The sequence below is a fragment of the Janthinobacterium sp. 13 genome (assembly GCF_002749695.1).
GTDB classification, from domain to species: Bacteria; Pseudomonadota; Gammaproteobacteria; order Burkholderiales; family Burkholderiaceae_D; genus Janthinobacterium; species Janthinobacterium kumbetense.
In genome coordinates, this window is the sequence record NZ_PEEQ01000001.1 from 2,099,792 (window position 1) to 2,121,013 (window position 21,222).

Annotated in this window: 21 protein-coding genes; 9 read left to right on the forward strand and 12 right to left on the reverse strand. The window is 62.2% G+C overall.

Going from position 1 to position 21,222, the window contains the following annotated elements:
• Positions 1–2 precede the first annotated feature (2 nt).
• Positions 3–1,160: a hypothetical protein gene (locus CLU94_RS09125; RefSeq protein WP_099665413.1), complete on the reverse strand. Its 1,158-nt coding sequence runs from the start codon at positions 1,158–1,160 to the stop codon at positions 3–5.
• A 206-nt stretch (positions 1,161–1,366) separates the two neighbouring features.
• On the opposite strand from CLU94_RS09125, the gene CLU94_RS09130 reads away from it, so the two are divergent.
• From CLU94_RS09130 to yacG, 6 genes are all read left to right on the forward strand, one after another.
• Positions 1,367–2,839 carry a DHA2 family efflux MFS transporter permease subunit gene (locus CLU94_RS09130; protein WP_251351090.1) on the forward strand — a complete coding sequence of 491 codons (1,473 nt, stop codon included), beginning with the start codon at positions 1,367–1,369 and terminating at the stop codon, positions 2,837–2,839.
• A gap of 73 nt (positions 2,840–2,912) precedes the next feature.
• Positions 2,913–4,109 (forward strand): type II secretion system F family protein, encoded by a 1,197-nt coding sequence (locus tag CLU94_RS09135; RefSeq protein WP_099665415.1) that lies wholly within the window; start codon positions 2,913–2,915, stop codon positions 4,107–4,109.
• A 106-nt stretch (positions 4,110–4,215) separates the two neighbouring features.
• Positions 4,216–5,085 (forward strand): prepilin peptidase, encoded by an 870-nt coding sequence (locus CLU94_RS09140; protein ID WP_099665416.1) that lies wholly within the window; start codon positions 4,216–4,218, stop codon positions 5,083–5,085.
• Positions 5,086–5,116: 31 nt separating this feature from the next.
• Positions 5,117–5,764 (forward strand): dephospho-CoA kinase, encoded by a 648-nt coding sequence (gene coaE, locus CLU94_RS09145; protein ID WP_099665417.1) that lies wholly within the window; start codon positions 5,117–5,119, stop codon positions 5,762–5,764.
• A 62-nt stretch (positions 5,765–5,826) separates the two neighbouring features.
• Positions 5,827–6,582, forward strand: a complete 756-nt coding sequence (zapD, locus tag CLU94_RS09150) for a cell division protein ZapD (RefSeq protein ID WP_077399896.1) — start codon at positions 5,827–5,829, stop codon at positions 6,580–6,582.
• Between the two features lie 18 nt (positions 6,583–6,600).
• On the forward strand, positions 6,601–6,792 hold the full coding sequence (gene yacG, locus CLU94_RS09155) for a DNA gyrase inhibitor YacG (protein WP_034748814.1): 192 nt from the start codon (positions 6,601–6,603) through the stop codon (positions 6,790–6,792).
• A 3-nt stretch (positions 6,793–6,795) separates the two neighbouring features.
• Here yacG and CLU94_RS09160 read toward each other — a convergent pair whose 3' ends face one another.
• From CLU94_RS09160 to argJ, 5 genes are all read right to left on the reverse strand, one after another.
• Positions 6,796–7,212: a PIN domain-containing protein gene (locus CLU94_RS09160; RefSeq protein ID WP_099665418.1), complete on the reverse strand. Its 417-nt coding sequence runs from the start codon at positions 7,210–7,212 to the stop codon at positions 6,796–6,798.
• A gap of 6 nt (positions 7,213–7,218) precedes the next feature.
• Complete coding sequence (locus CLU94_RS09165; RefSeq protein WP_099668226.1) at positions 7,219–7,428, reverse strand: FitA-like ribbon-helix-helix domain-containing protein; 210 nt, start codon at positions 7,426–7,428, stop codon at positions 7,219–7,221.
• Positions 7,429–7,547: 119 nt separating this feature from the next.
• Positions 7,548–7,970: an NUDIX domain-containing protein gene (locus CLU94_RS09170; protein ID WP_099665419.1), complete on the reverse strand. Its 423-nt coding sequence runs from the start codon at positions 7,968–7,970 to the stop codon at positions 7,548–7,550.
• Positions 7,967–8,848 carry an ATP-binding protein gene (locus tag CLU94_RS09175; protein WP_099665420.1) on the reverse strand — a complete coding sequence of 294 codons (882 nt, stop codon included), beginning with the start codon at positions 8,846–8,848 and terminating at the stop codon, positions 7,967–7,969. Before CLU94_RS09175 ends, CLU94_RS09170 begins: the two co-directional genes overlap by 4 nt.
• Entirely contained in the window at positions 8,845–10,083 is a 1,239-nt protein-coding gene (gene argJ, locus CLU94_RS09180) for a bifunctional glutamate N-acetyltransferase/amino-acid acetyltransferase ArgJ (RefSeq protein WP_099665421.1), read from the reverse strand. Before argJ ends, CLU94_RS09175 begins: the two co-directional genes overlap by 4 nt.
• Positions 10,084–10,530: 447 nt before the next feature.
• Here argJ and CLU94_RS09185 point away from each other — a divergent pair, with 447 nt between their 5' ends.
• The gene (locus CLU94_RS09185) at positions 10,531–11,667 is read left to right on the forward strand and encodes an alpha/beta hydrolase (RefSeq protein WP_180278622.1); all 1,137 of its coding nucleotides are present in this window, start codon (positions 10,531–10,533) and stop codon (positions 11,665–11,667) included.
• Between the two features lie 80 nt (positions 11,668–11,747).
• Here CLU94_RS09185 and secA read toward each other — a convergent pair whose 3' ends face one another.
• A complete protein-coding gene (secA, locus tag CLU94_RS09190; RefSeq protein WP_099665423.1) occupies positions 11,748–14,516 on the reverse strand; it encodes a preprotein translocase subunit SecA in 2,769 nt (922 codons plus the stop codon).
• A 279-nt stretch (positions 14,517–14,795) separates the two neighbouring features.
• Between secA and CLU94_RS09195 the strand changes: the two genes are divergently transcribed.
• Entirely contained in the window at positions 14,796–15,305 is a 510-nt protein-coding gene (locus CLU94_RS09195) for a DciA family protein (RefSeq protein ID WP_099665424.1), read from the forward strand.
• Between the two features lies 1 nt (position 15,306).
• Here the strand turns inward: CLU94_RS09195 and lpxC are convergent, their stop codons facing one another.
• From lpxC to CLU94_RS09210, 3 genes are all read right to left on the reverse strand, one after another.
• The gene (lpxC, locus tag CLU94_RS09200) at positions 15,307–16,242 is read right to left on the reverse strand and encodes a UDP-3-O-acyl-N-acetylglucosamine deacetylase (protein ID WP_077399869.1); all 936 of its coding nucleotides are present in this window, start codon (positions 16,240–16,242) and stop codon (positions 15,307–15,309) included.
• 75 nt (positions 16,243–16,317) lie between these two features.
• A complete protein-coding gene (locus CLU94_RS09205) occupies positions 16,318–17,160 on the reverse strand; it encodes a DMT family transporter (protein ID WP_099668227.1) in 843 nt (280 codons plus the stop codon).
• 175 nt (positions 17,161–17,335) lie between these two features.
• Positions 17,336–18,106, reverse strand: a complete 771-nt coding sequence (locus tag CLU94_RS09210) for a helix-turn-helix transcriptional regulator (protein WP_099665425.1) — start codon at positions 18,104–18,106, stop codon at positions 17,336–17,338.
• A gap of 104 nt (positions 18,107–18,210) precedes the next feature.
• On the opposite strand from CLU94_RS09210, the gene CLU94_RS09215 reads away from it, so the two are divergent.
• Positions 18,211–18,978 carry a class I SAM-dependent methyltransferase gene (locus CLU94_RS09215; protein WP_099665426.1) on the forward strand — a complete coding sequence of 256 codons (768 nt, stop codon included), beginning with the start codon at positions 18,211–18,213 and terminating at the stop codon, positions 18,976–18,978.
• A gap of 141 nt (positions 18,979–19,119) precedes the next feature.
• Here the strand turns inward: CLU94_RS09215 and CLU94_RS09220 are convergent, their stop codons facing one another.
• A complete protein-coding gene (locus CLU94_RS09220) occupies positions 19,120–19,626 on the reverse strand; it encodes a peroxiredoxin (RefSeq protein WP_034784976.1) in 507 nt (168 codons plus the stop codon).
• A gap of 333 nt (positions 19,627–19,959) precedes the next feature.
• Positions 19,960–21,168, reverse strand: coding sequence for a cell division protein FtsZ (gene ftsZ, locus CLU94_RS09225; RefSeq protein WP_034748865.1), 1,209 nt, complete (start codon positions 21,166–21,168; stop codon positions 19,960–19,962).
• Positions 21,169–21,222: the final 54 nt, after the last annotated feature.

The window sequence follows — 21,222 nt, forward strand, 5'->3', positions numbered from 1 at the left end:
GATTATTTTTTCAGGCACATGCCCATGTACGAGCGGTCGGTCGAAAATTCGACGGCCATGCTCGATGACACGGGCATGAACATCGAATAGTCGGCCGGCACGTCGGCGGGGTCCTTGAACACGGCAATGCCATCGACATCGACGGCCTGCGCACCCAAGCCCAGCTTGTTCAGGGTCACGTTTTCCGCGTGCACCTTGCCCGTGCCGTTATTGGTGATGGTCGCCACATTGCTGGCGATGTCGATCTTGCCCGTCGTGCCACCCTGCGCCGCACAGGCGTAGCTGCCATTGATTTCCGTGCCGATTTTCTGCTGTCTGGCCGCCACGATGGTGCCCACGCGCAGGACGTTTTCCTGATTACGGCTGTAGCGGTCGATGAACAGCGCCAGCCCCCGGTCCCCCGCATGCACGTGCACGATGCCGAAGTCCTGGCTGCCCTGGCGGGCGACGAGCAAGCCGTTCTTCGCATCCTTGACCAGGGTCAGGCTGGCGTTTTCCGCTTCCAGCAGCGGCGATACTGGCGAGCACACGCCTTGCGCGTTGAACACACCGCCATTGCACAGTTGGGCCCCTCCGTCGGCAGCGATCTTGAGACTGCCTTTCGGATTGAAACGGTCACCGCCGTTCGAGGCATTGCGCATACCGCCCAGGAAGATATAGTTGCCGGCCAGCTTGGCCACGTCACCCACCGCATAGCCGGTGCCGCTGACGGTCGAGACCATGTTGCCCAATTTGATATTGCCAGACAGAAGACGCGTGCGCGCATCGACGGCGACGCTGAAATCCGTTGCCGTGTAAGTGGTGAGATTGCCGGTGGTGGACGCGGTAAACGTGCCGCTGCGGTCGCTCAAGCCGAACTGCGTCGACAGCACGCGGATGGCATAGGTTTTCTTGACGCTGTCGAACGTGATGCGCCAGGTGTCGCCGATATCGGCAGCCACGTCATACACGCTTTCATCGGCGCTGGCGCCGGCAATGACGCTCAAGCCGGCGTCCCTGGCCACGGCAACTGACGCCACCGTCACGCTGTCGGCGGGAACGACGGGAGGCGTCACGACGGCCGGCGGTGTCACCGGCGTCGCTGGCGTGCCGCCATCGCTGCCGCCACCGCATGCGGACAGGGCCGCGCCCAGGACAAGGAACGTAAGTGCATTTTTCATGCGGAGTGACTTTCGGGGAAAAGAGGTAGGAGCTGCCAGAAAACACATGCTAGCCTTGCCAGCAATCTATTGCCATAGAACAAATGTTCCATGGACTACGCCCCCGGCACGTTGCCAAAAGGGAAGGCGCGGGCGGCACGCCTGCGTCATTTATGTGACAATTCATCGTACTGTCGGCTCCGTTTCTCCTCTTCAGGCTCGCATCCATGACCAGTTCCCCCATTAAAAGCTACCTTCCCTGGGTGGTTGCCACCGCCCTGTTCATGGAGCAACTCGACTCCACCATCGTCAACACCGCCATCCCCGCCATGGCCGCCAGCCTGAATGTGACGCCGCTGAGCCTGAAAGCCGTCGTCACCAGCTACATCCTGAGCCTGGCCGTGTGCATTCCCATCAGCGGCTGGATGGCCGACCGCTTCGGCACGCGGCGCGTGTTTTCCGCCGCCGTCGCCATCTTTACCCTCGCCTCCATCCTGTGCGGCCTGTCCGTGAATGCGCCCATGCTGGTGGCCGCGCGCCTGCTGCAAGGAGTGGGCGCGGCCATGATGATGCCGGTGGGCCGGCTCACCATCATCCGCACCTTTCCCAAGTCGCAACTGCTGGCGGCCATGAATTTCGTCATCATCCCCGCGTTGATCGGTCCCCTGCTGGGGCCCACGGTGGGCGGGCTGATCGTGCACTGGCTGTCGTGGCGCGAGATTTTCTTCGTCAACGTGCCTGTCGGCCTGGTGGCGCTGTACCTGGCGCACCGCTACATGCCCGATTACTACGGTGACAAGCCCCGTCCGCTGGACCTGATCGGCCTCGTGCTGTTCGGCACGGGCATCGCGCTGCTGTCATGGCTGCTGGAAATTTTTGGCGAACACCGCATCGACGGCACCTCGTTTGCCGTGCTGCTGTTCATCTCCATCAGCCTGCTGGCCGCGTATGTCTGGCATTCGAGCGAAGTGCTGCATCCGCTGCTGCGCCTGACCCTGTTCAAGATCCGCACCTTCCGCGTTTCCGTGGTGGGCGGCTTCGTCACGCGCCTGGGCGTGGGTGGCCTGCCCTTCCTGCTGCCGCTGCTGTACCAGCTGGGCCTGGGCTTGCCCGCCTGGCAATCGGGCTTGCTGATGATGCCGTCGGCCGCTGCCGCCATGGGCATGAAATTCATTTCCGCGCGCGTGCTGGCCCGCTTCGGCTATCGCCAGGTACTGATCGTCAACACCGTGCTGATCGGCGTGACCATCGCCATGTTTTCGCAGGTGAGCGCGGGCACGTCCCTGTACGTCATCGTGGCCATCAGCCTGTGCATGGGCTTTTTCAATTCGCTGCAGTTTTCCAGCATGAATACCATCGCGTATGCCGACGTCGACAAGAACGATTCGAGCATGGCCAGCACGATCGCCAGCTCGATGCAGCAACTGTCGATGAGCTTTGGCCTCGCCTTCGGTTCGCTGATCACGGGCTGGTACCTGGGCGACATGCCGCAGTCGGACCGCGCCATGCTCAGCACGGCCCTGCACCACGCCTTCCTCACCTTGGCCGCCCTGACGGTGCTGTCCTCGCTGACCTTCTGGACCTTGCGCCGCGACGATGGCGAAAGCATCAGCAAGGGCACGGACAGCGACGAGGAGGATGCGGCCGACGTCAAGGCCCAGGCCGCTGTGCAGACGGAAGTGCAAACCACGAAAGGCTGAGCCACATCAAGCTTGCCGCCAGCGCCGCTGGTACTTTTTCCTGACGCTGCTATCGTGATGACAGGAGGTGCACATGGCGGCCGAGCGGCGCTTTGCGTGGAAGGGCACGGACCGCCATGGCAAGCCGGTCGATGGTGTCTTGCGCGCCGCCGACGCCTGCGCTGCCAAGGCAATATTGAGAAGCCAGGGCATCCTGGCCACCCGGGTGCAGGCTGCGCGCAGCGCACCCGGCAAGGCCATCACGCGCAAGGATATCGCGCTGTTTACGCGCCAGCTGTCGACCATGATGGCGGCTGGCGTGCCGCTGCTGCACGCCTTCGACATCGCCGGCAAGGGCCATGCCAAGCCTGCGATCACGGCGCTGATGCGCGACTTGCGCCACGACATCGAAGCGGGCAGCAGCCTGCAGCAGGCGTTCCGCCAGTTCCCGCTGCTGTTTGACGAACTGTATTGCAACCTGCTGGCGGCAGGCGAACAGGCAGGCATCGTGCAAGACTTGCTGGCGCGCCTGGCCACGCACCAGGAAAAGGCCATCGCCCTGCGGCGGAAGGTGCGCGGCGCGCTGATGTATCCGCTGGCCATCGTGCTCGTCGCCATCGTCGTCACGGCCATCATCATGAGCGTGGTCGTGCCCGCTTTCCGCCAGGTCTTCGACAGCTTCGGCGCGCCCTTGCCGCTGCCCACCCTGCTCGTCATGGGCGTGTCCGCCTTTGTAGTCCGCTACTGGCTGGCCTTGCTGGCGGTGCTCGTGCTCGCTTGCGTGCTGCTGCACCTGGCCTGGCGCCGCTCTCCCGCGTGGCGGCGCAACACGCAACTGCGGGCGCTGCGCCTGCCCGTGTTCGGTCCCCTCTTGCGCAAGGCGGCGATCGCCCGCTGGACGCGCACCCTGGCCGCCATGTTCGCCGCCGGCGTACCGCTGCTCGACTCGCTCGGCCTGGTGGGCGCCGCCTCCGGCCACGCGCTGTACCAGGAAGCGACGACGCGCATCGAACGCGAAATCCGCGCCGGCGGCAGCCTGGCCCTGGCCATGGAACACAGCGGCGTGTTCCCTCCCTTGCTGACGCAGCTGGCCCTGATCGGCGAGGAGTCCGGCGCGCTCGACGCCATGCTGTCGCGCGCGGCCGACATCATCGAGGCGGACATCGACGCTATGGTCGCCACCCTTTCCACGCTGCTGGAACCGGCGCTGATGGTGGTGCTTGGCGTGCTCGTCGGCTCCCTCGTGATCGCCCTGTATTTGCCGATTTTCAAGCTGGGGGCCGTGATTTGACCATTCACCCGCCTAAAACGTCCCCATGTGCCGGCGGATGTTTTACACTGCGGCAGTGCCAGGCAATGTTTGCACGGCAACATTCATCACCTCAGACAAATTCACCATGCTGCAAGATACCCTGCTGTTCGCCGCGCCCGGCAATCTGCCCGTCGCCCTCGTTGCCGCCCTGTTCGGCCTGATCGTCGGCAGCTTCCTGAATGTGGTGATCCACCGCGTGCCGAAAATGATGCAGCGCGAATCCGACAATTATGTGGCGGAAGAAAGCGGCTTGCCCTTGCCGCACACGGACCGCTACAACCTGATGCTGCCGCACTCGAACTGCACCGCTTGCGGCCACCGCATCACGGCCATGGAAAACATTCCCGTCGTCAGCTATCTGCTGTTGCGCGGCAAATGCAGCGCCTGCAAGGCGCCCATCTCCGTGCGCTATCCGCTGGTCGAGCTGCTGACGGGCGCGCTGTCGGCCCTCCTGGTCTGGCACTTCGGCAGCGGCTGGACGGGCCTGGCCACGCTCGTGTTTGCATGGCTGCTGATCGCCATGACCTTCATCGACGCCGATACGCAAATGCTGCCCGACGACCTCACCTTCCCCCTGCTGTGGGCCGGCTTGCTGATCAATATCAATGGTACTTTCGTGCCCCTGCAAGACGCCGTCATCGGCGCGGCCGCCGGCTATCTGGCCCTGTGGGCCGTGTACTGGGCCTTCAAGCTGGCGACAGGCAAGGAGGGAATGGGCTATGGTGACTTCAAATTGCTGGCGGCGCTCGGTGCGTGGCTGGGCTGGACCATGCTGCCGACGATCATCCTGTTGTCGTCGCTGGTGGGCGCCGTGGTCGGCATCGGCCTGATCGTGTTTGCCAAGCGGGGGCGCGACAAACCGATTCCGTTCGGCCCCTACCTGGCGGCGGCAGGCCTGATCGCGCTGCTGTACGGCACGCCCCTGTCGCGCCTCACGCTGGGCCTGACCAGCTGACCCGCGCAACACTGCCCCTATGGAAAAACACATGCAACTTCATAACGCACCGTATTTCAGCGTGGGTCTCACCGGCGGCATCGGTTGCGGCAAGAGCACCGTGGCCGACCAGTTCGCCGCGCTGGGCGCCTCCATCGTCGACACGGACCAGATCGCGCACAGCCTGACGGCGCCCAATGGCGCTGCCATGCCGGCCCTGGTGGCGGAATTTGGCCCCGACTACACCGATGCGCGCGGTGCCCTCGACCGCACAAAAATGCGCAACCTCGTATTCGCCGACGCCGCCGCCAAGGCAAAACTGGAAGCCATCCTGCACCCGCGCATCCGCCAGGCGACCCTGGTGGCCGCCGCCGAAGCGACGGGCAGCTATGTGATCTTTGCCGTTCCCCTGCTCGTCGAGTCCGGCGGATGGGTGGAACGCGTCAACCGGGTGCTCGTCATCGATTGCCTGGAAAGCCTGCAAGTGTCGCGCGTGATGGCGCGCAATGGCTTATCGGAAGAACAAGTCAAAGCCATCATGGCCACGCAGGCCACGCGCGCCATGCGCCTGGCGGCGGCGGACGATGTGATCGACAATAATGGCGATTTGGTCGCCCTGGCGCCGCAGATTGCCCAGTTGCACGATTTATATCTGGCATTTTCAAAAAGAATGGCCGGAATCGGGCCGCAACGTTTGTAATTTGTCGACGCTTGGTTCAAAATCACGGGATTGTTTGCAGGTCCTTACTTAAGGGAATTATTTTGATTGTCTACGAATACCCTTTCAACGAACGCATACGTACCTTGTTGCGGCTGGAAGACCTGTACGACAAATTCAAGTTCTTCATCCAGCAAGAGCATGCAATGCAACACCATGTTGCCTTGGCAACTATTTTCGATATGCTCGAAGTGGCTGGCCGCGCCGACCTGAAGTCCGACCTGCTGCAGGAACTCGAGCGCCAGCGCCAAAGCCTGCTCGGTTACCGCAGCAATCCAAATGTGGAACCGGAAACGCTCGATGCCATCCTTGGCGAACTCGACAGTGTCAGCGGCGCCCTGGTGGCGGCGCAAGGCAAGACGGGCCAGAATATCCGCGACAATGAATGGCTGATGAGCATCCGCGGCCGCACCATCATCCCCGGCGGCGCCTGCGAATTCGACTTGCCGTCCTACTTTGCCTGGCAAAAACGCAGCTCGGAACAGCGCTTGACCGATATCCACGCCTGGTTCGCCCCGCTCGCCCCGCTGTTCGACGCGCTGGCCCTCGTATTGCGCCTGCTGCGCGATTCCGGCGGACCCGTTAAACTGATCGCCAATGGCGGCAGCTACCAGCAAATGCTGCAAGGCAAGGTATACCAGATGCTGCGCCTGAGCCTGGACGAAAGCAGCGGCGCCATCCCAGAAATTTCCGCCAACAAATACATGCTGTGGGTACGCTTCACTACCCAGGGCGGCGACTTGAAGCCCAAGCCGCTGGAAGAAGATGTCCCATTCGAGCTCACGCTCTGTAATTTTTAACTGTTACTTATTTGCCCCATCATGACCGTCGTTAATTGCCCTACCTGTGCCGCCAAAGTCGAATGGACTGAAGCCAACAAATTCCGCCCCTTCTGCTCGGAACGCTGCAAGCAGATCGACTTGGGTGCCTGGGCCGAAGAGAAATACACGATCCCCGCCGCCGACCCGTTCGAAGATCCGCTGGCAGACGAAGACAACAAGCCGCAATAATTCTCAGCGAAACGGATTTTCCAGGCGCAGCCCCTGCGCCATGAAACTGTCGAGCCTGCCACTGACCACCGTCAAGCCATAGGCGATGCCCATCGCCGCGATCTGCCCATCGACGCCATGCGCATGGCCCCGCTCACACAGGCGTGCGCACACGAGGGCGCAATCGAGGTCGAATTCCAGCAGCCGCGGCGCATAGTCCGCCAGCACTGCTTCCAGCCAGCCTTCCAGCGCCAGTGCTTCCAGCGCCGCTTCGCGCCGCCAGCTGCGCTGTATGCCTGCGCGCAACTGCGCGATCACCTGTACCGGCACATAGCGCATTTCCGGCGCCACCCGTTCAAAAAAAGTGCGCACACCCTCCGGCGCAGCGCTGCCCTTGCGCGCCGCAACGATCACATCCGTGTCGACCAGGTAGGCGGACATCGCACGTCAAGTGCGGCGCTCGAAATCCGCATCAAGCCCCACGTCGGGCATGCCGCGCAAAATATCGTCGAGCGGACGCTTCGACAGCGGCCGCAAGGCGCTGCGCAGAATGTCGCGGTGCTCGTCTTCGATGCTGCGGCCATGCGCGCGCGCACGCTTGTGCAGGGCGGCAATCAGCAATTCATCGGTATCGGTAAAGGTCAGTGTCAGCGGCATGCGCAACTCCCAATGCTAGATGAAAGCACTGTAGCGCAAAGCGCGCGCGATACAAGGAAAGTAACAGGAAAGCTTGCGCCAGCACGCAGCATGGTGCTGCCCGCTGGCACAAGTGTCAATCAGGCAAGCGCCAGCGATTCCCGGCGTACCTCGTCCAGCCATTCCAGCAAGGGAATGGTGGCCGGCAGCAAGGGTTCCACGCCGACCGTGCCCTGCCAGGCGAACGCCTGCCCTTCCAGGCTTTGCGGCTCGCCCCGCCACTCTCGGCTGATATAGAAATGCAGGCGCACGTGGGCGTGCGGATACACATATTCGACGCCGCACCAGGCCTCGGCACTGTCGATATATAAACCCAGTTCCTCGACAAACTCGCGCTTCAAGGCGTCAAAAATGGCTTCGCCCGGCTCGACTTTGCCGCCAGGAAACTCCCAATAGCCGTCATACGGCTTGCCGGCCGGGCGCTGGCCCAGCAACACGTCGCCATTCGGCTTCATCAGGATGCCGACGGCGACATCCACCGGTGTGACTTTCACTTCGCTCATTGCGGCAACTTTCCCGCAGGTAGTTTCCCAGCATAGTCGCGCGCGAATTGCCACGCCACCCGGCCCGAACGGGAACCGCGCTGCAAGGCCCAGCGCAGGGCGTCGCCGCGCGCCTGCACGATCTGTTCCGGCGTGCAGCCGAACGAAGCGAGCCAGTGCGCTGCGATATCGAGGTAGTCATCCTGCTTGAACGGGTAGAACGACAGCCACAGGCCAAAGCGCTCGGACAGCGAGATTTTCTCTTCCACCGTCTCGCCCGGATGCAAATCGCCGTCATCGTCCGTCTTGTAGCTGCTGTTGTCGGACATGCGTTCCGGCATCAGGTGACGGCGGTTCGACGTGGCGTAGATCAGCACATTGTCCGATTGCGCGGCGATGCTGCCGTCGAGCGCCACTTTCAGCGCCTTGTAGCCGCTCTCGCCCTCTTCGAACGACAGGTCGTCGCAAAAGATGATGAAGCGCTCGGGGCGTGCCGCCACCAGGTCGACGATGTCGGGCAAGTCGGCAAGATCCGCCTTGTCCACTTCGATCAGGCGCAGGCCTTGATCGGCGAACTGGTTCAGGCATGCCTTGATCAGCGACGACTTGCCCGTGCCGCGCGCGCCCGTCAACAGTACGTTGTTGGCGGGGCGTCCGCTGACGAACTGGCGCGTATTTTGCTCGATCTGCGCCTTTTGCGTGCCGATATTGTGCAAGTCATCCAAGGCGATGGACGACACGTGGGCCACGGCCTGCAGATGGCTGGCCGCGCCCTGGCGCCGGCGCCAGCGGAAGGCAAAGCTGTTCCAGTCCGTCGCCGGCAAGGCCGGCGGCAAGATCGACTCGAGGCGCGCCAGTACCCGTTCGGCGCGGATCAGGAATTGATCGAGGCCGGTCATGAGCGGTAGTCGGCGTTGATCGACACGTAGTCATGCGACAAATCGCACGTCCACAGGGTAGCCGTGGCATCGCCGCGCGCCAGTTTCACGCGGATGGTGATTTCGCTTTGCTGCATCACGCGCTGGCCATCCTGTTCCTGGTAGTCCGGGTTGCGGCCGCCGTTCTTGGCCACCCACACGTCGTCCAGGTACAGGTTCAATTGACCCACATCAAGGTCGTCCACGCCCGCGTAGCCGATGGCGGCCAGGATGCGGCCCAGGTTCGGGTCGGAGGCAAAGAACGCCGTCTTCACCAGCGGCGAATGGGCGATGGAATAAGCGATCTTGCGGCACTCTTCCACGTTGCGGCCGTCTTCCACGGTCACGGTCATGAACTTGGTGGCGCCTTCGCCGTCGCGCACGATGGCTTGCGCGAGAAAAGTAGACAGTTCGGTGACGGCAGCGGCCAGTTCCGCATAGTGCGGCGAATCGATGGAATCGATGACCAGGCTGCCGGCGCCCGTGGCCACCAGCATGAACGAGTCATTGGTCGACGTGTCGCCGTCGATGGTGATGCAGTTGAACGATTTGTCGGCCGCCTGTTTCACCAGCTGGTCCAGCACCGGTTGCGCCACGGTGGCGTCAAACGCGAGGAAACCCAGCATGGTGGCCATGTTCGGCTTGATCATGCCGGCGCCCTTGCTGATGCCCGTCAGGGTGACCGCGTGATCGCCGATGGTGACGGTGCGCGAGCCGGCTTTCGGCTGCGTGTCGGTGGTCATGATGGCTTCGGCGGCCGAGAACCAGTTATCCGGCGTCAGTGCGGCCACGGCTTGCGGCAAGCCGGCGACCAGGCGCTGCACGGGCAAGGGTTCCAGGATCACACCGGTGGAAAACGGCAGAATTTGCTGCGGCGTGCAGCCCAGCAGCTTGGCCAGCGCGGCGCAGCTGGCCTGCGCGTCGGCCAGGCCCGATTCGCCCGTGCCCGCATTCGCGTTGCCCGTATTGACCAGCAGCGCGCGGATCGGCGCGGCGCCGGCCGTCACGGCGGCCAGGTTGGCCTTCGAGATTTGCACGGGCGCGGCGCAGAAGCGGTTCAAGGTGAACACGCCGGCCACGGTGGCCGTCGGCGCCAGTTTCAATACCAGCAAATCCTTGCGGTTGGGTTTCTTGATGCCGGCTTCGGCAACACCGATTTCAATGCCGGCGACGGCTTTCAAGTCGGCGGCGACGGGCTTGGGGGAATTGACGGCCATGGTGATTTCTTCTGCGAGGGAAAAGGGAAGCGCTATTGTAGCGCCTTCGCGGCGCCGGTGAACATGCGGCAAGGAATAGTCGCGCCGGCCAGGGCAGTCGCGAAGCGGGTCGGCAACATGACCAGGCTTGCGATTTATCAGAACGCCGCCGCCTGGCGGCGCTAAGGTATAGGAACAGACGATCACGCGTCTCGCACAAGCGCCCGGGGAGGGAATGTCATGGCGCATGGAAAATCCTACCGCATGCATCGCAGCGATTCAGGCTCGTCACGCCCGTTGCGTCTATGGTGTTTATGCTGCCTGCTTTGCCTGCTGGCCTCGTTGACGGCCTGTACGCTGCCAGGCGAACCGGCCGATCATGCCATTGGCCACGCCACCGATCTGGCATCCACAGCGCCGCCGGCCGCTGAAACGCCGCCAGCCGCAGAATTTCCACCCGCGACCGGGGTGGGACGACCACCGCCAACCTTCCCATGGAACAGCTCATGGTTAGGCATCGGCGGCTTTGTCGGCAATCTGGGCAACCTGGCCGGCAGCAGCGGCATGCTCACGGGCAGCAGCGGCATGGCCAAGCCTGGCAACGATCCACCGCCGGCCGGCGCCGTGCACGTCACCGTGTACTACGCCACCGACAGGCAATTCCAGGCCAGCAGCCGCAGCTATGGCTGGCAGCCCAACCGCGCCGCGCCCCACCTGAGCTACGGCAGCGTCCTCGTCAGCATCCCGGAAAAAAGAGCGCCGGGCGAACTGCCGCTGCCGCCGTGGTACGCCATCCTGTCCGGCGACGATGCGCAAAAATATGTGCTGATCAAGGGAACCACGCGCCTGTCGCGCGCGGATTTCCTCGCCACCGTCAAGGCAAGCATTCAAGCCGCACCGGAACGCCGCGCCGCCTTCATCTATATCCACGGCTACAGCAATTCCTTTGACGACGCCGCCCGGCGCACGGCGCAGATGGCGGTCGACCTCGATATCGGCGCCCTGCCCGTGTTCTACAGCTGGCCATCGAAAGGCTCGATGGCCGGCTACGAATACGACCAGAATTCCGCCGAATGGACGCAGGCGCACCTGCAGGCGTTCCTGGCCGATTTCGCGGAGCACTCCTCGGCCACCGATATCTACCTCATCGCCCACAGCATGGGCAACCGTCCGATGACCGTGGCCCTGGCCAACCTGCTGGAAAAGCGCCCCGACCTGCTGCCCCTGTTCAAGCAGGTGGTGCTGGCGGCGCCGGACATCAATGCCGATGTCTTCCGCGACCAGATCGCCCCCCGCTTTGCCAGCCTCAAGCTCTCCGCCACCCTGTACGCGTCCGCGAACGACAAGGCCATCCGCGCTTCCTACAATTTTGCCGACTGGGACAGGATAGGCGATATCCGCGGCCCCGTCGTCGGCATTCCCGGCATGGAGCTCGTCGATGCCTCAGCCGTCATCATGAACTTCATGGGGCACGATTACTTCGCCAGCAACCGCGTCTTGCTGACCGATATCGCCACCATGATCAAGACGGGGCAACGGGCAAAAAACCGCGGCGGCTTGAAGGGCATTCCCTCGCAGGCGCCGCAATACTGGGCCTTTCCCTGAGCCGGGGCCGGGCAAGGCATGTCGGACATAAAAAAACGGAGACCGCGGTCTCCGTTTTTGTTCAGGCCATGCAGCGGGCTTTACGCCAGCTTGCCGTGGCAAGCCTTGTACTTCTTGCCGCTGCCGCAAGGGCATGGGTCGTTACGGCCCACTTTGACGCCCATGCTCACGCTCATGTCGTCGACGTTGTCCATGTTGCCGCCGGCCGAAGGAGCCAGCAGTTCTTCCGGCGCCGCGTTCGGGTCGAATTCGGCGTGCTGGTAGTGCACGTTTTCCACGTGCGACTGCTGCATCGCCTGTTCGGCCGCATCGACTTCTTCGCGCGACTGGATACGCACCGTCATCACGTGTTTCGTGACGTCGTTCTTGATCATGTCGAGCATCTGGCCAAACAGTTCAAACGCTTCGCGCTTGTATTCCTGTTTCGGATTCTTCTGCGCATAACCGCGCAGGTGAATACCCTGGCGCAGGTGATCGAGCGCCGCCAGGTGTTCACGCCAGTGGCTGTCCACGCTTTGCAGCATGACATTGCGTTCGAAGCCGCCGAACGATTCCTTGCCGACGATATCGATCTTCGACTGGTACACGGCATCGGCCGCGGCCAGCACTTTTTCCAGGATCTCTTCGTCCGTCAGGGTCGAATCGGCTTCCAGCATTTCATGCAGCGGCAAGTCCAGCTGCCATTCGCTCGCCAGGGTATTTTCCAGGCCCTTGATATCCCACTGCTCTTCCACCGATTCATGCGGCACGTACTCGTGCACCAGGTCGGTGAACACGCCATGACGCAAGGAAGCGATCATGTCGGAAATATCGGTCGTTTCCAGCAATTCGTTACGCTGCTGGTAGATGACCTTACGCTGGTCGTTGGCGACGTCATCGTATTCCAGCAATTGCTTGCGGATGTCGAAGTTGCGCGCTTCGACCTTGCGCTGGGCCGATTCGATCGAACGCGAGACGATGCCTGCCTCGATCGGTTCACCTTCCGGCATTTTCAAACGGTCCATCACGGCGCGCACGCGGTCGCCGGCGAAGATGCGCAGCAGCGCGTCGTCGAGCGACAGGTAGAAGCGCGACGAACCCGGATCACCCTGGCGGCCGGCACGGCCGCGCAGCTGATTGTCGACGCGGCGCGATTCGTGGCGTTCGGTGCCGATGATGTGCAAGCCGCCCGCATTGACCACGTGGTCGTGCAGGGATTGCCATTCATCGCGCAAGGTCTGCGACTGGGCTGCCTTGTCGGCGTCGCTCAGCTCAGGATTGGCTTCGATGAACTTGATCTGGTTCTCGACGTTACCGCCCAACACGATGTCCGTACCGCGACCGGCCATGTTGGTGGCGATGGTGATGGCTTTCGGACGGCCTGCCTGGGCGATGATTTCCGCTTCGCGCGCATGCTGTTTCGCGTTCAGCACGTTATGCGGCAAACCGGCCTTGGTCAGGATGCCAGACAACAGTTCCGAGTTCTCGATCGAGGTGGTACCCACCAGCACGGGCTGGCCGCGCTCGTAGCAGTCGCGGATGTCGTTCAACATCGCGTTGTACTTTTCCGCCGACGATTTATAGACCTGATCCTGGCGGTCCTTGCGCTGCAGCGGACGGTTTTGCGGAATCACAACCGTTTCCAGGCCGTAGATTTCCTGGAATTCGTACGCTTCCGTATCGGCCGTACCCGTCATGCCGGCCAGCTTGGCGTACATGCGGAAGTAGTTCTGGAAGGTGATCGAGGCCAGGGTCTGGTTCTCGTTCTGGATCTTGACGCCCTCTTTCGCTTCGACGGCCTGGTGCAAGCCATCGGACCAGCGGCGGCCCGTCATCAGACGGCCCGTGAATTCATCGACGATCACCACTTCATTGTTCTGCACCACATAGTGCTGATCCTTGAAGTACAGCGCATGCGCGCGCAAGGCCGCATACAGGTGATGCACGAGGGTGATGTTGGCCGAGTCGTACAGCGAGGCGCCTTCCGGCAGCAGGCCCATCTCCATCAGGATGCCTTCGGCCTTTTCGTGGCCGGCTTCCGTCAGCAGCACCTGGTGCGCTTTTTCATCCTTGGTGTAGTCGCCCGGCACTTCAACCTTGCCCTTGCCGTCCGGCGTTTCTTCGCCGATCTGCAAAGTCAGGCGCGCAGGCACTTCATTGATCTTGTGATACAGGTCCGTATGGTTCTCGGCCTGGCCCGAAATGATCAGCGGCGTACGCGCTTCATCGATCAGGATCGAGTCGACTTCATCGACGATGCCGAAGTTCAGGCTGCGCTGCACGCGCTCGCGCGCTTCGTAGACCATGTTGTCGCGCAAGAAGTCGAAACCGAATTCGTTATTCGTGCCATACGTGATGTCGGAGTTGTACGCCTGCTGCTTGGCGCTGTGCTCCATCTGCGACATGTTTACGCCAGTCGACAGGCCCAGCCATGCATACAGGCGGCCCATGGTCTCGGCATCGCGCTGCGCCAGGTAATCATTGACGGTGACGATATGCACGCCCTTGCCCGACAAGGCATTCAGGTAGGCTGGCAACGTTGCCATCAGGGTCTTGCCCTCGCCCGTGCCCATCTCCGCGATCTTGCCGAAATGCAAGACCATGCCGCCGATCATCTGCACATCGAAATGGCGCATGCGCAGGACGCGCTTGCTGGCCTCGCGGCAGACGGCAAAGGCTTCCGGCAACAAGGCATCGAGCGATTCGCCCGCGGCGATGCGTTCCTTGAAGGCAGGCGTCTTCGCTTGCAGCTCGGCATCCGACAGCTTTTCGATGGCCGGCTCGAGCGCATTGATCTCGCGTACCGTTTTTTGGTATTGCTTGAGCAGCCGCTGGTTGCGGCTACCGAAAATCTGGGTCAGTAATGACATGCTTGAATTCTTGAAAAAACGCCGTTAAAAAAAGCTCGGTAGGGAACAACGCGGTAGTAATCGCGTCACCGCACGGAGTTCGACTATGGCAAAAGACGATGATTTTATCATGCGTTCCCGACATGGTTGGGGTAATGCGCCATATAACAATAGCTTAATGACAAACAAATAGCAGAAATTGCGGACATTTTCCATACTGTAAGGCAATACGGTCCGCCCGCCTGCACCGCACCCGCCGCCGCACTCGTCATGCGCGGGCTAGTGTGCTATGTTCCGGCCATGCGAACTCCCACTTATTCTCCGGCGCCGCGCCGCGGCTACGGCTTTGCCCGCTCCGGCCCGGCCGTCACGGGCGCAACCGATTTTCTGCGCGGCAATGCGACGATGGCTTCCCTGATGCCCACCGTCACGCGCCTGGCCGCCCTGCAAAAAGATTGCGCCAAGGCCTTGCCGGCCATGTTCGAGCATTGCGACATCCTGCAGTTCGAGAGCGGCCAGTTGGTGCTGGCCACGCCGAACGCGGCGCTGGCGGCCAAGCTCAAGCAGCAATTGCCAAAGTTACAAGGGGAACTGGAAAGAAAAGGCTGGCAGATTTCAGGCATCAAGCTGAAAGTGCAAGTGATCAAGAGCATCGCGCCCATCGTGCATACGCGGGCACTGGTCTTGCCGGAAAAAGCCATGTCGGCCCTGGAAGAGCTGAGCACGGCCCTGCCAGCGTCGAAGCAGAACGAGCAGTTGATCGCGGCGCTACGCAATATGGTGCGCCACCACCGCGAACCGAAGGATTAACTCAGGTCAAAGACCACTCGCGCTCCATTTGACGCAGGTACGATTGCGGCGCCGCCTCATTGGTATCAAAGGAAACGATTTCATACGATTCCGGCTGTTCCAGCAGCGCCAGCAGCAGTTGGTTGTTCAGCGCGTGGCCGGACTTGTGCGCCGTGTAATACGCGAGCAAGGGGTGGCCCACCAGGTACAGGTCGCCGATGGCGTCGAGGATCTTGTGGCGCACGAACTCGTCTTCATAGCGCAAGCCATCGGCGTTGAGGATGCGGTACTCATCCATCACGATGGCGTTTTCCAGCGAACCGCCACGCGCCAGACCCATGCCGCGCAAGCTTTCCACGTCCTGCATGAAGCCAAACGTGCGCGCACGCGCCACGTCGTGCACATACGACACGTCGCCGAAATCGACGGAGGCGCGCTGCATCGTGCCATCGACGGCCGGGTGATTGAATTCGATAAAGAAATCGAGCTTGAAGCCGTCATACGGCGACAAGCGCGCCCATTTCTCCGCGTCACCCTTGCCGTGACGCACTTCCACAGGCTTGATGACCTTGATAAATTTCTTTGGCGCTTGCTGCTCTTCCACGCCAGCCTGCTGCAGCAGGTAGACGAAGGACGAGGCGGAACCGTCCATGATGGGGATTTCTTCCGCATTCACGTCGATATACATATTGTCGACGCCCAGGCCGGCCGCAGCCGACATCAGGTGTTCCACTGTAGAAACCCTGGCGCCATCCTTGATCAGCACGGAAGCCATGCGCGTATCGCCCACGGCCATGGCGCTAGCGGGGAACTCGACGATGGGATCGAGGTCGATGCGGCGAAACACGATGCCCGTGTCGATCGCGGCAGGACGCAGAGTCAGCTCGACCTTGGTGCCAGAATGCAAACCGACACCGATGGTGCGGACCTGTTGTTTGATGGTGCGTTGTTTTAACATCTGTCGATTATATCTATTTGCCGGATTTTCGTTGCGGCGCGGCATGGCCCACGCCAGAAATACCACAACCGCTACTCATGGATGCTCGCTCTCGGCGTGGACAGCCTCCCTGCGCACGAGGTAAATGCCGCTGCCGATGATGATGGCCGCACCGATCAGGGTGTATTCGTCGGGCAAGGCGCGCCACAGCATCCAGTCCAGGGCCATGCCCCAGGCCAGGGCCGAGTATTCGAATGGCGCCACGCTGGACGCCTTGCCATGGCGAAACGCTTCCGTAATCGCCAGCTGCCCCAGGAAGCCACTCAGCGACAAGCCCGCCAGCAGCCACCAGTCTTCGCGGCGGATGCTCACCCACTCGTGCGCCGACAGGGCCACGCCGCCGAGGGCCATCATCACCATCAGCCAAAAGACCATGCTTTCGCTGGCGTCCGTGCGGCTGAGGATGCGGCCCGTGACGGCGGAAATGGCGTAACAGGCGGCCGAGCCCAGCACGGCCAGCCCGGCCACCGAAAAGAATCCCGAACCGTCGGGGCGCAGCGCCACCAGCACGCCCAGCAAACCCACGGCGATGGCGCACCAGCGCGCGAAGTCCACTTTTTCCTTCAGGATAAAAACCGACAGGACGGTAATCAGCAAGGGGGCGACGAAGAACAGCGCATACGTCTCGGCCAGCGACATGCGCTTCAGGCCGTAGGCAAACAGGGTGATCATCAGCACGCCCAGGACGCCGCGCAACAGGTGCAGCGGCCAGCGCACCTTCAGCACGTTCTTGAAGGCGCCGCGGTACAGCAGGTACAGGCAGACGAGCGGCAACGACGACAGGGCGCGCAAGGCCGTCACCTGCATCGGAGGATAATGGGCGGACAACAGCTTCATGGCTGTGTCCATCAGGGAAAACATGGCGACGGCGACCAGCATCACATAGATGCTGCGCAGGTTGGGATTGCGGGGTAACAGGACAGACTCCTGGCGAAAGAGCGGGACCGTCATCATGGCGACGGCCGGAGCCAGGACAGCATGGTCTGGAAAGGCAGGGCCAGGCGGTCAGTCCGATTATAACAAGCGCGGCCGTTTTACATTTTCAAAGGGGCAACTATACGGGCAGCAGCATCACCAGTTTCAAGTCGTGCTGGCGCGCCAGGTGCAGGGTCACTTGATTGAACGCAAGCAGGCCCTGTTGCGCATGCCGGAACTGGCGCAAGCCGCCATCACGGCCCTGCACCTGCTGCGCGCCCCACCACTGGCGAAATTCAGGGCTGGCATCGGCCAGTTCGGCGATCAGGCCAGCCAGCGGTGCCTGGTCCGCCTGCCGGCCGATATCGGCGCGAAACTCCGCCACCAGGCGCTGCGCCCGCTCGGGCCAGCCGACGACCAGATCGCGCGCACCAGGTTCCAGGAACATGAAGCGCAACTGGTTCGGCGCGTCCCCGTCGCCGTGCAGCCAGCCCGTAAACAGCGTGGACGCCGCCCCGTTCCACGCCACGGCATTCCATGCGCGGTCCAGGATATACGCGGGCGCGTCGATGGCGGCGACGATGGCGGCCAACTCGGCGGCGGCAGGTCCCCCGCCCTCGCCTGCGCCATGGCTGGGGTCATGCTTGTCTGCCACCTCGAACAGGTAGGCGCGCTCGGCCGCGCTCAGCTGCAGCACCTGCGCCAGGCGCGCCAGCATCTTGGCCGATGCCGACACGGGCCGCCCCTGCTCCAGCCACGTCAGCCAGGTGGGACTGACATCGCACAGCTGTGCCAGCTCTTCGCGCCGCAAGCCAGGCGTGCGCCGCCGTCCGCCGCCGGGCAAGCCGGCCATGGCGGGGGTGACGGTTTCGCGCCGGGCGCGGATGAATTCAGCAAGTTTGTTCGACATGACGGGGAAGCATGGTAGTAGATATACCAGTATAAGTTATGGTCTTGTTACAGGATAATTTTATCCCTATTCTGCAGGAACTCAGCCATCCACAGGAGAAAACCATGCAGCAGCACGATGTCGTTACCGAACAGTTTGGCAAGACGGCCAATGCCTACCTGAGCAGCGCCGTACACGCGCAAGGCGCCGACCTGGTGCTGATGCAGGAATGCGCGCGCCGCCACGGCAAGCCGGTGGTACTGGACCTGGGCTGCGGCGCCGGCCACGCCAGCTTCGCCGTCGCCCCCGTGGCGCAATCGGTGGTCGCCTATGACCTGGCGCAGCCCATGCTCGACGTGGTCGACTGCGCCAGGGTGCAGCGCGGCTTGCACAATATCAGCACGCAACAGGGCGACGTGGCCCGCCTGCCGTTTGCCGACGCCAGCTTCGACATGGTCGTCACGCGCTTTTCCGCGCACCACTGGAACGACGTGGCGGGAGCCCTGGCAGAAGCGTGGCGCGTGCTGCGCCCGAACGGCACCTTATTAGTGGTCGACATCGTCGCGCCCAAGACGGCCCTCTACGACAGCACCTTGCAGGCGGTGGAAATGCTGCGCGACGCGTCCCACGTACGCGACTACCGCAGCTGCGAATGGGGCGCCAAGTTTAACAACGCAGGTTTTACGCACAGCTTGCGCAGCGTGTGGAAACTGACCATGCAGTTCGACGAGTGGGTGGCCCGCATGCGCACGCCAAGCGAAAGAGTGGCGGCCATCCGCAACCTGTTCGATGGCGCGCCCGAGGAAGCGCGCCGGTATTTCGCACTGCAGGACGATTATTCGTTCAGCATCGATGCGGCCATGTTCGAGGCGAGCAAGCCGTCGGTACAATAAAAAAACGGCACCGATGGCGCCGTTTTTACGTCAAAAAAGGACAAGTCCCTGAAAAATGTTCAGGGCAAGGCGCATTGCCGCAGGCAGTACGAGTAGTACGCCAAGGCAGTGCAACGCCGCCATGGACTTTTTCTCAGGGACTTAAGCCAGTTGGCCCAGCAAGGTTTCCGCGTTCGACACTTCAAACTTGCCGCCTTGCTCGATGTTCAATTGCGTCACGACGCCATTGTCGACCAGCAGCGAGTAGCGCTGCGAGCGCGTGCCCATGCCGTGCTTGGAAAAATCGGCGTCCAGGCCCAGGGCCTTGCTGTAGGCGGCGTTGCCGTCAGCCATCATGCGCACGACGCCGGTAGCTTTCTGGTCGCGGCCCCAGGCGCCCATCACGAACGCGTCGTTGACGGAGATGCACCAGATTTCATCGACGCCCTTGGCTTTCAGGTCGGCGGCGTGCTTGACGTAGCCCGGCACGTGCTGTGCGGAGCAGGTCGGGGTGTAGGCGCCTGGCAGGCCGAAGATAGCGATCTTCTTGCCCTTGACCAAGTCTTGCACGTTGAACGTATTCGGGCCCAGTGCGCAACCTTCGGTTTCGCTTTCGATGAATTCGGCCAGGGTGCCTTCTGGCAGGGTGTCGCCGATCTTGATGGTCATGTTGACTCCTTGTGTACTGTCGGTTGAAGACGCCACCCGTTCCATGGAGCGGACAGCGCCCGTGATCTGGTTCTGCCGGCATGCTGCCGACACTGCGCGATAGTATGCCTGACTTGCCGTATTTGTGCAGAAAGTGGCAGGAAAGGCAAAGGCAAAAGTCAAAAAACCGGCAAAAAAAACGGCGACCCTCAGGCCGCCGTCATGTTTGCTGACATCAGATCACCTCCGGTCACCTAATCACATGAAAAATGCGCAGGGCAAGGCGCATGGCCGAAGACAGTACGACTGTACGGCAAGGCTATGCAACGCCGCCATGGGCTTTTTTCACTGTGATTAGTCGGCTTGTTTGCGCAGGAAGGCTGGAATGTCATACGTCTCCATGCCATTCTTTTCCATCGCGCGCACCTGCTCGGAAGCCGATTCGCGGCGCCATACCGCCGGCGCTTTCATGCCGTCGAAACCGGCAGCCGGCGTAGCCACGCCAACCGTCGTCGTCGCCGCTTGCGCGCTACCCATGGCAGCCGATGGGGTCAACGGGCTGTTGTGCGTACCGGTGCGCAGCACTTGCTGCGGTACCAGCTGGATGTTTTTCTTTGCGCGGCCCAGGCCCGTGGCCACCACGGTAACGCGGATGTCGTCGCCCATGGCGTCGTCGTAGGCGATACCTTGCGCGATCGATGCGTCCGGCGCGGCAAACGCGCGCACGGCGGCCATGACTTCCTTGATTTCTTTACCTTTCAAGCCACGGCTGGCCGTGACGTTGACCAGCACGCCGCGCGCGCCGGACAGGTCGATGCCATCCAGCAGCGGCGAAGCGACAGCCTGTTCCGCGGCGATGCGCGCGCGGTCGACGCCGGATGCCGTCGCCGTGCCCATCATGGCCTTGCCCTGCTCGCCCATGATGGTTTTCACGTCGTTGAAGTCGACGTTGATATGGCCCGGCACGTTGATGATCTCGGCAATACCGGCCACCGCGTTGTTGAGCACATCATCGGCATGCTGCATCCATTCCAGCATGCTTTCGTCTTCGTAGATCTCTTCCAGTTTTTCGTTGAGGATGATGATCAGCGAATCGACGTGCAGGGACAGCTGCTCCAGTCCTTCGTCGGCGATGTCCATGCACTTCTGGCCTTCATACGAGAATGGCTTGGAAACCACGGCCACCGTCAGCGCGCCCAGTTCCTTGGCCACTTCAGCCACGATAGGAGCGGCGCCCGTGCCCGTACCGCCGCCCATGCCGGCAGCGATGAAGACCATGTGCGCGCCGCGCAGCGAATCGGCGATGCGCGTGCGCGATTCTTCCGCCAGCTGGCGGCCGACGGCAGGCTTCATGCCGGCGCCCAGACCGGTATCGCCGATCTGGATGATGTTGTGGGCCTTCGATGTCGACAGGGCCTGTGCGTCGGTATTGGCGGCAATGAACTCCACACCCGACATGCCTTTGTTGATCATGTGTTGGACTGCATTGCCACCCGCACCGCCGACGCCGACGACCTTGATGACGGTACCTAAAGCTGTGTTATCGACCATATCGAACTCCATGATGTGCTCCTATCAGATGCGGTTTCCAAGCGCCAGGCCTCATATTGGTAGGAG

Coding starts and splice junctions, on each gene's coding strand:
- CLU94_RS09125 (WP_099665413.1), bottom strand. CDS start 1,160: ATGAAAAATGCACTTACGTTCCTTGTCCTGGGCGCGGCCCTGTCCGCA.
- CLU94_RS09130 (WP_251351090.1), top strand. CDS start 1,367: ATGACCAGTTCCCCCATTAAAAGCTACCTTCCCTGGGTGGTTGCCACC.
- CLU94_RS09135 (WP_099665415.1), top strand. CDS start 2,913: ATGGCGGCCGAGCGGCGCTTTGCGTGGAAGGGCACGGACCGCCATGGC.
- CLU94_RS09140 (WP_099665416.1), top strand. CDS start 4,216: ATGCTGCAAGATACCCTGCTGTTCGCCGCGCCCGGCAATCTGCCCGTC.
- coaE (WP_099665417.1), top strand. CDS start 5,117: ATGCAACTTCATAACGCACCGTATTTCAGCGTGGGTCTCACCGGCGGC.
- CLU94_RS09160 (WP_099665418.1), bottom strand. CDS start 7,212: ATGTCCGCCTACCTGGTCGACACGGATGTGATCGTTGCGGCGCGCAAG.
- CLU94_RS09165 (WP_099668226.1), bottom strand. CDS start 7,428: ATGCCGCTGACACTGACCTTTACCGATACCGATGAATTGCTGATTGCC.
- CLU94_RS09170 (WP_099665419.1), bottom strand. CDS start 7,970: ATGAGCGAAGTGAAAGTCACACCGGTGGATGTCGCCGTCGGCATCCTG.
- CLU94_RS09175 (WP_099665420.1), bottom strand. CDS start 8,848: ATGACCGGCCTCGATCAATTCCTGATCCGCGCCGAACGGGTACTGGCG.
- argJ (WP_099665421.1), bottom strand. CDS start 10,083: ATGGCCGTCAATTCCCCCAAGCCCGTCGCCGCCGACTTGAAAGCCGTC.
- secA (WP_099665423.1), bottom strand. CDS start 14,516: ATGTCATTACTGACCCAGATTTTCGGTAGCCGCAACCAGCGGCTGCTC.
- CLU94_RS09195 (WP_099665424.1), top strand. CDS start 14,796: ATGCGAACTCCCACTTATTCTCCGGCGCCGCGCCGCGGCTACGGCTTT.
- lpxC (WP_077399869.1), bottom strand. CDS start 16,242: ATGTTAAAACAACGCACCATCAAACAACAGGTCCGCACCATCGGTGTC.
- CLU94_RS09205 (WP_099668227.1), bottom strand. CDS start 17,160: ATGCTGGTCGCCGTCGCCATGTTTTCCCTGATGGACACAGCCATGAAG.
- CLU94_RS09210 (WP_099665425.1), bottom strand. CDS start 18,106: ATGTCGAACAAACTTGCTGAATTCATCCGCGCCCGGCGCGAAACCGTC.
- CLU94_RS09215 (WP_099665426.1), top strand. CDS start 18,211: ATGCAGCAGCACGATGTCGTTACCGAACAGTTTGGCAAGACGGCCAAT.
- CLU94_RS09220 (WP_034784976.1), bottom strand. CDS start 19,626: ATGACCATCAAGATCGGCGACACCCTGCCAGAAGGCACCCTGGCCGAA.
- ftsZ (WP_034748865.1), bottom strand. CDS start 21,168: ATGGAGTTCGATATGGTCGATAACACAGCTTTAGGTACCGTCATCAAG.